Origin of the sequence: Fulvivirga sp., assembly GCF_040220315.1 — a bacterium.
Taxonomy (GTDB): domain Bacteria; phylum Bacteroidota; class Bacteroidia; order Cytophagales; family Cyclobacteriaceae; genus Fulvivirga.
This window is the reverse complement of sequence record NZ_JAVJUY010000200.1, coordinates 1-13215: the sequence shown is the minus strand read 5'-3', so window position 1 is coordinate 13215 and position 13215 is coordinate 1. Positions and strand designations below refer to the sequence as shown.

At 38.9% G+C, this 13215-nt stretch carries 4 protein-coding genes; all 4 read left to right on the top strand.

Annotated features, from left to right (window positions below):
- Positions 1–5: 5 nt before the first annotated feature.
- On the top strand, positions 6–3158 hold the full coding sequence (locus RLO81_RS09940) for an nSTAND1 domain-containing NTPase (RefSeq protein WP_350110824.1): 3153 nt from the start codon (positions 6–8) through the stop codon (positions 3156–3158).
- Positions 3142–4233 carry an outer membrane beta-barrel protein gene (locus tag RLO81_RS09935; RefSeq protein WP_350110821.1) on the top strand — a complete coding sequence of 364 codons (1092 nt, stop codon included), beginning with the start codon at positions 3142–3144 and terminating at the stop codon, positions 4231–4233. Before RLO81_RS09940 ends, RLO81_RS09935 begins: the two co-directional genes overlap by 17 nt.
- The gene (locus RLO81_RS09930; protein ID WP_350110819.1) at positions 4230–5483 is read left to right on the top strand and encodes a hypothetical protein; all 1254 of its coding nucleotides are present in this window, start codon (positions 4230–4232) and stop codon (positions 5481–5483) included. Before RLO81_RS09935 ends, RLO81_RS09930 begins: the two co-directional genes overlap by 4 nt.
- A gap of 57 nt (positions 5484–5540) precedes the next feature.
- On the top strand, positions 5541–13215 hold a 7675-nt coding region (locus RLO81_RS09925), incomplete at its 3' end, for a beta strand repeat-containing protein (RefSeq protein ID WP_350110816.1).

Here is a 13215-nt window from a genome sequence, read left to right as displayed (position 1 = left end):
CAGCCATGAGTGAAATACTAGAAGATATATCGCCCTCATCGTCATCTAATGACAAAAAAGTAGTCGATAACCCATTTCCAGGTTTACGGCCATTTAAGATTGAAGAAAGTCATCTATTCTTTGGTCGGGAAGGGCAAAGTGATGAGGTTCTTTTAAAACTATCGAAACATCGATTTGTTGGAGTAATTGGCCCTTCGGGAAGTGGTAAATCATCATTTATCTATTGTGGCGTATTACCTATTTTATATGGAGGTTTCTTAACCGATACCAGCCCCGATTGGGAGGTTGTTGTTACCAGACCAGGCGCAGGGCCAATAGAAAACCTTGCTGAATCAATCGTGTCGAGAGATCCGGCCTATATCGCAGCCGATGAGGAAGAGAAAAAGATCAAGAAAACGATTATAAATACATTATTAAGAAGTAGTTCTCTTGGCTTGGTGGAAGCCGTTTTACAATCCAGAAGATCAACAGATAAAAACTACCTTATACTTGTCGATCAGTTTGAAGAGCTTTTCAGGTTTAAAGATAGTGACGACTCTACCGCAGTAAATGAAACATTGGCATTTGTAAATTTACTGATAGAGGCAATTAACTATTCAGATGTGCCTATTTATGTAGCCATCACTATGCGTTCCGACTTTATCGGAGATTGCGCTCAATTCCCTGATCTAACTAAAAAGATTAACGATAGCCACTATCTGATTCCTCAAATGACTCGGGATCAGAAAAGAAGAGCCGTTGAAGGACCTGTAGCTGTGGGCGATGCTCAAATAGCTCAGCGTTTAGTACAACAACTACTGAACGATTTGGGCGATAGCACCGATCAATTGCCAATTCTTCAACACGCATTAATGCGTACATGGGGCTATTGGTCTAAATATAGGGATAGACAAGACGAACCGTTAGACATTAAGCATTACGAGGCCATTGGTACTATGTCCGAAGCCTTATCAATGCATGCGAATGAGGCTTATGATGAATTAACCGATGATCAAAAGCTCATTTGTGAGTCCATATTCAAAGCAATTACTGAAAAAAGAGGTGAAAACTTCGGAATCAGGCGCCCTACACGTTTGGGTGAAATAGCGGCCATTGCCGATGTATCTGAGGAAGAAGTAATAGAAGTAATAGATAAATTCAGAGACCCTAGTAGGTCATTATTAACACCTGCCTATCATGTTCCGCTCAATGCGAAATCAATGATAGATATCTCTCATGAAAGTTTAATGAGGATTTGGGTGAGGTTAAAGAACTGGGTGGATGATGAAGCGGATGCCGTTCAAATGTATCTACGACTATCAGAAGCAGCTGCTATGTACCAGGTAGGTAAAGCCGGCCTTTGGAGACCGCCCGATTTACAACTAGCACTCAACTGGCAGGCCAAGCACCGCCCTACCCTGGTTTGGGGACAGCGATACCATCCGGCTTTTGAGCGAACAATGATATTCTTAGAGTATTCTAAGAAAGAGTTTGAGACCGAGCAACGAATTAAAGAACTTCAGGCTAAGAGAAGGCTGAGAAATGCGCGTATTGTTGCTTTAGTTTTAGCTGCTGCTACGGTTATATCCTTAGGTTTCTTAGTATATGCTTTTTATCAAAAAACTATTGCCGATAAAGCTAGAGTAGAAGCTGTAGATAATGCTAAATTGGCAGAAAAAAATGCTGCCGAAGCCGAAGCACAAAGAGCAGCTGCTGAAAAACAAAGAGAAATAGCAATCCAAAGAGAAGCAGACGCCATAAAAGCTGAGGCTGCTGCACGTGAATCAGAGAAAAAAGCAATCGCTGCATTATCTGAAGCGGAAAGACAAAAGTTAAGAGCTGAGCAGGGAGAAGAAGCTGCGAAAGAGAGTGCTGAAAAAGCAAGAATAGCACAAAAAGCTGCTGAAGAACAGAGGAAGATAGCTGACACTCAAAAAGAAGCAGCTCAAAAAGCCAAAGAAGCAGCCGATAAATTAAGAATGCTCGCTATAGGCAAATCAATGGCTATTAAATCTACACAGTTGCGTAATGAACAAGCTACTCTAAAAGGATTATTAGCGCAACAAGCCTATATTTTTAACTCAGAAAATGGAGGTGATCAATATGATAATGATATTTTTAATGGACTTTATTATGCGATAAAGGAGCTTGGAGACCCGCTTGTTGAAAGCTTAGGTGGTCATGAAAAAGGTATCAGAGCTGTGGCTTCCTCCACAACTGGAAATAACATTTTCTCGGCAGATACTCAGGGAAAAATTCTGAAGTGGTCCTTAAAAGGTGAGCACAGGGTTGCTGATACTATCATTAACTCAAGGCTATATCACCTTATAAGATCCATAGATGTTTCATCAGACAACTCAAAACTAGTTGCTGGTGGTGAGTTTCCTCAAGTTGCAGGTACTACTTATGTAGAGATTTTTGATGTGAATAACAATCAAAAACGTACTATAAGCGGTTTTGAAAAAGAAGTATGGAATGTTATCATCACACCGGATGATCGTGCTTTCTTTACGCTTGATAACGATGGTAAATCAATTAAAAGATCAGACTTCAATAATGTTTCGCAAGTAGCCGCTACTTCGGTAAGGTTAAATGACATTGCGCTGTCTAATGATGGAAAATACATTGTCGGAGCCGGAAATAATGGTAAGATATACCTCTATGACGGAAATAAGAATTATGCTGAGTCAGTAATCTATGATAATGGAACAAAAGTCTTGAATATTGCCATTAGCAATGATAATGTAATTGGATTGGGTGATGAGCGTGGACTAATTAAAGTATTTAAACTTTTCGGCACCACATCTCCTACCCGATTGGTAGGCCATAGTTCTCCTATCGAGGACTTGAAGTTTAGTTCTGATGGAAGATTTTTGGCTTCGGCATCAAGAGATAAAACTGTAAGACTCTGGAATAGAAGTAATTATACAGCCCAACCAATAAAATTAGATGATCACCCAGATTGGGTATTTACTGTAGCTTTTAGTCCTGACAATTCACAAGTATTAGCCGGAACAAAAGAAGAAATTGTGCGGGCATGGCCAACCGATATTGAAGTGATGGCAGATAAAATCTGTGGAAAAATCGATGAAAACATGACTCAGGACGAATGGGATATTTATGTTGCAGACAATATAGATTACGAAAAAACGTGTGAACAACATGCAAAAGGTAAATAAGGCTTTTTATGTCCTTTTAATAATAGTAAGTGTTACTTTTTGCGCCTTTGAAACTAAGGCGCAAACTGCTTGTACACAAACACTGAGACAAGCACGTACAGTTTTTGATGAAGGAAGAATTCATGAATTGGAGCAGCTGCTTTCTGATTGTATCGATAATGGATTTACGGATGATGAACGAACCGAGGCTTACCGTCTTTTAATTCTTGCTCATATTTATCTTGATGAAACTGTAAAAGCCGATGATGCTATGCTGGAATTACTTCGTGATAATCATGGCTTTGAAATAAACCAACAAGCAGACCCGGCAGAATTAATTAATCTTTATAACACCTTCAGACACGATCCTATCTTCTTCTGGGGTTTCAGAGGTGGATTTAATACTTCATTTGTGAATGTAATAGAAGCCCATGGCGTGCATGATCTTAATAATTCAAATGCTTCATATTCTAACCAACTAGGTTTTGTGGTGGGGCTATTAATCGAAAAAAGGTTTGGAAGCAGGATTACTCTACGTTCTGACCTGCAATACATTATTAATACCTTTGACCATTCATTTTCAACCTTTAGGCGAACAGATACCAATATTGATATCGTTAATTCTACTGCTTCTGAAACGCAAAACTCTGCGGGTATGTCTCTAATGGCTCAATTTAGGTTATTTCCGGAAAAAGAGGCAATCAGAAAAAATAAATTTGAAAAATTAAACCCTTATGTGGGACTCGGAGTTACCGGTCGCTACATTTTAAGTAGTGCGCTCACCTTTGATGTAAGTAATAGTGCAGGTGCTTCACCGGACGGAGCAAGCGAAGATTTAATAGACGCAGAAATCCGTAATCAATTTAATCCCACAGCAGATATAGAATTCGGAATCAAAAAAGCACTAGGGCTAATGTATTTCACCGCAGGTGTTAGATATAGCTACGGTTTTTTAGATATTACAGATCGCCATTATGATAATGGTCGGTTAACAACCTTTTTTGGTTGGGGAGCGAATGATATTAATACACATTCCCTTACCGCTTTTATCGGCATTCTTATTCCTCAATATGTTCCTAAAAAGTTGACTAAATGAAAAAGAGCTTACATATAGCCAACACCTTATTTCTAATCGTTTCATTCCTTTTTACTTCATGTAACGATGAAATGGATGCAGGACCGGGTGAATCAGAGACTTACATAAAACTTTACGGTAGTCAAAATAATGAAGAACCGAATGATATGCTGCTCCATGCGGATGGTAGTATAATTATACTGGCAACACAGGAAATTATAGTGGATGAGACAACTTACAAAATAAAAGTGCTGGCGCTAGATCGACTGGGCAATTTGATATGGGAAAACAGGTACCCTGATGATACATCTGAATCTGAGATAAGTTATAAAGGTGGCTCAATCATTTCCAATGCTAATGGCGATGGTTACTTACTAATTGGTGAAAGTATAAACTCGGACAACCAAAAAAGTGTACTCATCTTGGAAATTGATCAATCTGGTACGCAAGTAAATTCTACAGAATTTATGATTGATAACGGAGATACTCCGATTGCAGGGGTAGGTCTGGCACTAAACTCTCAAGGTGAAATTAAGGCTACTGGCCTAATTGGTTCTCCAAACAACAATTTATGGGTAGGCACCTTTAGCAGTAATTTGGAGTTACAGCCGGAATGCTCTTTCCGCTATGCTTCTGCAGTATCTGATCCACAATTACTGAAATCAACTTTTACAAATTCAAACGATGAAGTTGTATTTGGTTTAACCGGTTTTCAAACAACATCGAGCCGTCAGAATGGTAAACTGGTAAAGGTACCATCATGTCAACCAATTCCATTATCTAGTCCATTTATTGTTAATGAATCAAATTCAATATCATATGCCACTAGTTTCATCACCAAAACATCTAGTGGATTTGCATTAGTGGGTACAAGAAACCCCGATGACGGTGGCGACATCTTTATTTCATTAGTTAATAGTGACGGAGTGCCCTTTACAAACGAACCAATTGTTTTTAATGAATTACCAGGAGGTCTGATTTTAGATGGTGATGAAGAGGGATTTTCCATAGAACAAACCAATGATGGTGGTTACCTTATCGGTGGATCATCTGAATCAAATTCCGATGGCGGTAGTGATATTATTTTAGTTAAAATCAATTCCCAAGGGATAGTGCAGTGGTATCAATTCTACGGTGATCAAAATGACGAAGAAGCAAATATCATCATGCAATCACCCGATGGTGGATTTATTATTCTTGGTAGTACAGAATTTGGAGGTATTAATACGCTTATACTTATAAAAACTGACAGGGAGGGTAACGTACATTAATTTACTCTCTTCATTCTATAGTTTGATGATTTTATTGTGAAAGAAATGAAAGGCTTTATGCAAGTTATACTCTATCATTTAAGAGGAAAAATTAAATACGTAACCAATACTTTAGGTACTAAAATAATTACCCTTTTTATACTAACATTGATTGGAGTAAATTTTTCCTTTGCTCAAGGTACATTGACAACCGGCACATCAGCCGGTGATGTTAATCCGTTGCAGACTACCCATAGTTCACCCTCTGCTCCACAACAACAAACTATTGTAGCTTACGATTTTACTATGGCAGCCGGAGCCACCAGGGTTAAATTCACGGGACTAACCATTCATCTGACTGATGTTGGTATTGATTGGGCTAATGTGCTTGAAGATGTTGAATTGCATACTGAAAGAGATGATAATGCTTCAAATCAGGATACTGACATCAGTACTGGATTTAGTGGCACTAATAATACTGACATTTCATTTACATTAAACAGCGCTAATAATCAGGCTGGAGATGTACAAGCTAATCAGACGGACATTTTTGAATTCAGATTTAGGTTTAAAACGAATATCGGTGCTGCTGAACGAATGGTTATAGACAACGCCTCAATAGAAATAACTATCTCAAATTCAGACTTTACTGGAATAACTTCAGGTAGTGTAACAGGCGGTCCAATTGTTAGTGATGTAATTCCGGTAATAATTAGTGAAACTCAATACGCCATTACTGCCCAACCTACAACTGTTGGTTTAAATCAAGACTTTTCCCTTACCGTTCAGGGAGTAGATGCCAATGGAAACTATGATTTAAACAATACTTCGACAGTTTCTATTGCGCGTGGAGCAGGAACTGGAACACTCAGTTCCGTTCTTGATGGGGATTTGTCAAGTGATTTTGTTGCCGGCTCATTTACCTGGACAGACCTGCAATTTGACACGAATGAAATATTTGATATTGTAGCTTCTGGTAGTCTTACTTCAGCCACATCAGCTTCAATTGATGTTTTGCCATCCTTAACCTCAGTAACTGCTCCTTCGGATGGAACATATGTATTTAATCAGAATGTTGATTTTACGGTCAACTTTGATGAAGCGATGACGGTGACGAATATGCCGAGAATACCTGTGACACTGGATGCAGGTGGGACAGAATATGCTACTTACGTTTCCGGAAGCCCAGGTGCAGCACTTACTTTTCGTTATACAGTAGATGGCGATGACCTTGATGCAAATGGCATTTCAATAAGCTCCCCGATTGATTTGAATGGAGGTACAATTAATGATAGTGGAGGCAATCCTGGCCCTCTAACGTTCACACCGCCTAACACCAGTGCAATTTTGGTTGATGGTATACGCCCCACTATATCAAGTGTTTCGGTTACTGACATGACTTATGAAGAGTCTGATAATATAGATATTTCAGTACTCTTCGATGAAATTGTGAACGTAACAAACACACCTAGAATCCAATTTACTATGGAAACCGGTGGTACTGTAAATGCTAATTATCAATCAGGAAGCGGATCCAATACTCTTATTTTCAGATATAATGTAGCTGCAGGCGTAAATGATAATAATGGTATTACATTAATTTCACCTATACAACCAAATGGTGGAACAATTAGTGACGCCAACACAAACCCAGCCATACTTACCTACGCGCTGCCTAATACCACAGGTGTGCTGGTAGACGCTCTGGATCCAACCATTACGAACTTTGCACTTCCATCAAACACAACTTATGGAGATGGACAAAATCTTGATTTTCAGGTGACGTATGATGAAGTGGTTCAGGTGACCGGAACGCCACGCATCCAATTGACATTAAATATTGGAGGAACAGTATATGCTAATTATCTCTCTGGTGATAACTCCACTGTTCTTACATTTCGATATACTGTCAATACTGGAGATGAAGACCTCGATGGAATTACAGTAGCCTCATCTATCGATTTAAATACAGGAAGTATCCTTGATAATGTAGGGCGCACGGCAGATTTGACTTATACTGTTGGCTCAACGGCAGGTATACTTGTTGATGCCAAACCTGCAAGTATTCTTTCTGTTACTGCCCCTGCTAACAATACCTACCTTAATGGCCAAAATGTGAACTTCACGGTAAATTTTGACGAGAATGTAATTGTTTCAGCTCCGCCAAGAATTCAAATTACTTTAGCGTCAGGTACTGTATATGCGAACTACCTTTCCGGGTCTGGGTCATCCGCTTTAGTATTCCGATATATGGTAGGTAATTCCGATTTAGATGGTGATGGTATTGTATTAACCTCTCCGATTCAGCCTAATGGTGGGACAATAACTGATATGGGCGGGAACAATGCTTTACTCACGTTTGCGCCACCCGTAACAACAGGAATACTTGTTGATGGGGTTATTCCTATGATCACCTCTGTTGTTCCTCCCGGTCCGGGTACCTACATTCTTGGCAATAACCTGGATTTTGTGGTCAATTATAATGACAATGTTAATGTAACCCCTACTCCGCGGATTTCAATCACTCTCAATTCAGGGACAGTATTTGCGAATTACTTATCTGGTTCAGGTACAAACGCTTTGACTTACAGATACACTGTAGCAGCAGGAAATCTGGATAACAACGGCATTACAATGGTATCACCCATTCAGGAAAATACGGGATCACTTCAGGATGCTTCGGGTAATACTGCTGATCTTACCTATACTCCCCCGGTAACCTCTGGGATTTTGATCGATGGAGCGGCCCCAAGGATTTCAACAATTACTAGGGCAAGCCCTGCAACGAGCCCTACCAATGCAAACGTAGTGGAATGGGATGTAGCTTTTGATCAGGTAGTTTTTAATGTTGATGAATTAGACTTTACTGTAGCAGGTGCTGGAAACGTTCAAATGGTAACAGACCAAGGTGGAAACGTCTATCGAGTTACAGTTTCTGGAGGTGGCCTAACAAATTATGATGGCACAGTGACACTGGGGATAAATGGAGCAACCGATATTATAGATGTTAATACCAATCCGTTTACCAACTTCACTCCTACAGGTACGAACAATAATACGTTTGTGATGGATAATAGTGGTGCACGCGTTTCTTCAATCACACTTGCAAATAGCAATCCGCACAATGCCGGTATTAATGCAGGTTCAGTGAACTTTAATGTGGCTTTCAACGAAACGGTTACTGGGGTTGATATTTCCGATTTTTTAATTAGTGCATCCAACCTAATTGGTACACCTACGGTATCTGGTGTAACAGGATCTGGTCAAAATTATACTGTAACTGTAAATGGTTTTGATCTAAATGATGCCAGCGCATCTGGTACTCTGAATCTTGATTTAAATGCAACAGGCACAATTTTAGATGCTCTTGGCAATGATAATACGAATCCTGCAGTTTTAGGTGCAGATGAAACGTATACAATAATCAACCCTGAACCATCTGAAGATATTAATCAGGTATCCTTCATTTCAACAGGTCAGACAAGTAATACGATAGGTTTAAGTTGGACTAATTCGGTCACCGACCAAATCGCATATCAACACTTAATTCTGGTTAAAGAAAGCGGCTCCTTTCCTAACCCAACTGATGGTAGTTTTATAAACAATGACTTAGATTTAACGACTGGTACTACCGGTCAATTAGCAATTAACGTTCCTCATGGACAAAACACTTTTAATGTAACCGGATTAAACTCAGGTACATCGTATGATTTTGAGATTTACCCTTACACTAACAATGGAGCAAACGTAAATTATAGAATAAATTCACCTGCTACACTTACCCAGGCTACACCTGTAGCATCTTTTAGCAGATTACTCAGTGTTTCTTCTGCAGTTACAATATCTTCGCTTACAGATACTCAGGCAGAAGCCATAGCAGCTTCACCTAATTTTAGATTTAATATTCATGATGATGGTGGAATTACAGACGATAACATAGCAGATAACGCAAAAACAGAATTCACACAAATTGTATTTACACAAGGGACAGGAAACGCTATAGCTGACTGGACAACTGTAATTGCTGGTGCTCGATTGGAAGGTGATGAAGGAAATGATTTAAACAGCGATGATGATGGTGGACAAGTTACTATTCAAAGCGACAGAATAATCTTCAGTGGTATAACACATGGAAATAACGACCTTGGCGAAGTAGATGATGATGAAGAAAAAACTTATACACTTCGTGTATGGTTACATTCACCGATGCCTGATGGTGTAGATAACCAGGATTTGGTATTTGAACTTATTGCGGCAAGCGGTATTACTTCCGTGCCTGGAAGTAGTGGTTTTGATGGTGCGTTTAACACGATTAACTCAATTGATGGTCGGAATAGTATTGATATTGATGCAACAACCCTGACATGGACTACTCAACCAGCAAATAATATAGGTGTCCTTAGCACTTTTGCAATTGCACCAGTAATTACTGCGGAAGACGCAGTCGGTAACAGAGATGTGAACTTTTTTGAGTCTATAACAGCATTTTCTAATACCGGAGGAATTACAATGAATAATAGTCCATTAGGATTAGCATTTTCTGCTGGTTCTTTTACTCTTTCCAGTAGTTTTAGTTACCAAACATCTGGAAATGGTACATTGAATATCTCAACCCCTTCAATAGCATCAGCCCAATCAAACCCCGTAACAGTTAGTTATTCTGACGGAACAACCGTGATGGCCAGTGGTTTTATTGAAGAGAATAATATAACTCCTGTACTTGGTTCTTATGCAATTCTTAAAGAATGGATCATAACAGATGATGCAAGTCCTTCTCTTGTAAATGATGGTGTCCCTACTAGAATAACGCAATTTGTCATTACTGCCGCACCTGGGCCAAATGCAATAACCAATAATTGGACAGAAGCATTTACTGATTTAGTATTGTCGGATCCAACGACTACAATTTTTACATTTGGGTCTGCAACAGCGAATAGCATAATATTTAGTGCCATTCCAAATACGGATAATTCAACCATAGGGTTCATTGAAGATGATGGTAGTATAACAGTAAGGTTATATGCAGATTTGAATGACGATTTTGGTCCTAATCTGGAAAATATTGTTGACAATATGAACCTTGTATTGTCAGTAACAACATCGGATATTACTACCATCGCCCAAAGCAGCACAATAGCTACAGGCCAGAATGTAGTATCAGATAATACCAAAAATTTTATTCGAATAACTGCCTCAACGTTAAACTTTGAACAGCAGCCTGACCCTACAGCACAATACGGAACAACATTAGCTACTCAGCCAATCGCTGTTGCCAGAGATAATTTCGGAAACCGGGATAAAGATTATATTGGTCCAATAAATGTGACAAATACTAACGGTAATCCTGTTACTAATTCAACTGCAATATTTAATAATGGATCAGTCGAATTAAATCCAGGATTCTTTTTTACTCCAGGTCCGGGAGCGGATAACGATGATGTGACACAAATTGTCTTTACAGATGCGAATGTCGGTAGTATTACTGCCAGTACTAACGCTATTACCATAAGCTATTCAGGCGAATCAGATATAATTAGGGACGTTAATTTTAGTGCAAACTCGGGTACAGGTTATAATTCAAACATACCCTATCAGGATTTTCAAGGAACAACCATTACAGATAATTCCAATAGTATAGTTTTGGAAGGGTTCACTGTTCGTGATGGTGGTGGATCATCAGATGCTGACGGATCGGCCACTATAATCGAAAGTATAACCTTCAACATAAGCAATTCAGAGAACCTTAGAACCATTGAACTTTATGATGCTACAGGAACTACGCCTCTGTCCTCTACTGGAACAAATGAACAAGCGGTAATTGGTAACAATGTAACATTTAGCGGCCTTTCGTTGACCGCTCCTGATAATGGTTCTGTTGATTTTACAATTAGAGCAAATTATCAAGCTATAGTTGATGACAATGAGACCATAACATTTAGTGTAACTAATGTGGTTGAGTCTTCCACTGCATCGCAGTTTTTAAATGCTGATGGTAGAACTTCAGGTGGCACAATACCAGCATCTTCATTGAGTGCAGATGAAAACCGGATTGAAGTAACAAGAACACAATTGGTTTTTGATAACATCGGTGGTGCCAGCCTTAACACGGATTTTACTCCTGCTATTACTGTAAGAGCCCTAGATAATCTTAATAATACAGATTTAGACTTTACTGAAGCTGTTAGCTCCTATTCAAACTTTAGCACCTCGGAAACATCTCAGTTGGCTACATCAAACAATCCAAGTGGCTCCTTTTCCTCTGGAGTTTTTATATTTCCTACCAATTTTCAATTTACAGAATCAGGTGATGGAGTGACGATTACAATTGAAACAAATACATTTGATGGATCACCACTATCTCCAGGCGTATCAAATAGTTTTGATATCATATCTTCATTTGAGTCTTATATAACATTTGTCTCAAGTGGAGGTGATATTCCTTATATCAATTTCCCACCGAATGCCGATATTGATGATTCTGAGAGTTATGCATTAGCTACATACCAATTACATGACGGTCAACCGCTTTTAAATGGAGGTGTGTTTGATGTTGATGGGGCACCAACTACCATTAATGAGATTACTATCAGTATCACAAATCCACAAAATTTAGATAAGGTTGGTATTTTTGATATGGGAGGAACCCAATACGGTTCAGACATGCCTGCTGCTGCTTCAATCACATTTACTGGTGTGAATTTTTCCGCTGGTGATGATTTAACAAATAATTTTTTAATAAAAGCTAATTTCCAAAATACCAGTCCTAATATCACTGACAATGACGCTATTAACATCACTATTACCGATGTTGTAACTGGGTCAGGTTCGCAATTTGAACAACCCAGCCCGGGTGTTGGTGGACAACCCGATGGATTTGGCGGTTTTATTGCACCAGCCCCAGCTAACAATGCAATTGAAGTAACTGCAACTGAATTCTTTTTCAATGAGAGTCCAGCTACCATTGAAGGTGTAAATATTGCGTTAGCTAATATTCCACAAATACTTGTTCAAGACGCTAATTCCATATTAGATTTGGATTTTTCTGGAGACTGGAATCTGGTGACCCCAAGTGCAGGTATTGATATATCACTTATTACCGATGACTTTATAGGTGATGGTACACTTAATTTAACAGAGCTAACCTATACGAGTACTGGAAATGGTACACTTAACATTTTTGATCCAACTGGAACAATTGCACCTGCTGGAAATGCATCATCATCCACAGTTGATGTAATTAACACCTTGGGTACACAATTAACAAATGGAATTGAGGCAAATGACATTCCTGTAGTTTCTGGTAAGCAAAATATAGCCATTCTTGGATTCTCATTATCAAGTGCATTTAATAATGGTTCAGACCCACGCTTTAATGAGCTGCGAGTCCAGTTTGTTAACCCTGGAGATTTAATGACACCTGTAGATATTTCTTCAACCTTTCAAGATTTTAGATTATTCCAATCACTTGATAATTCAATCGATCCAACATTTGCCAATACTACTGATATTACTTCCGGTTTTAGTTTAACAAACGGCAATTCTACTCTTACATTTTCAGGCCTGGATTTATTAATTGATGATAATCTTGCTAATCAATATTTCTTTCTTGTAGTAAACGTTAGCGTAAATGCAGATGCCAGTACCTTGCCTGTAGTACCTCTAATTGTTGACAATGAAATAACAATGAGTGCAGGAAGTTTTCAAGTTACCTCCCCTATTATCGGTCTGGAATATGATTTTGAGGATAGAAAAC

What these genes read in the sequence shown, in the direction of transcription:
- RLO81_RS09940 (WP_350110824.1), top strand. Translation starts at nt 6, where the DNA reads ATGAGTGAAATACTAGAAGATATATCGCCCTCATCGTCATCTAATGAC.
- RLO81_RS09935 (WP_350110821.1), top strand. Translation starts at nt 3,142, where the DNA reads ATGCAAAAGGTAAATAAGGCTTTTTATGTCCTTTTAATAATAGTAAGT.
- RLO81_RS09930 (WP_350110819.1), top strand. Translation starts at nt 4,230, where the DNA reads ATGAAAAAGAGCTTACATATAGCCAACACCTTATTTCTAATCGTTTCA.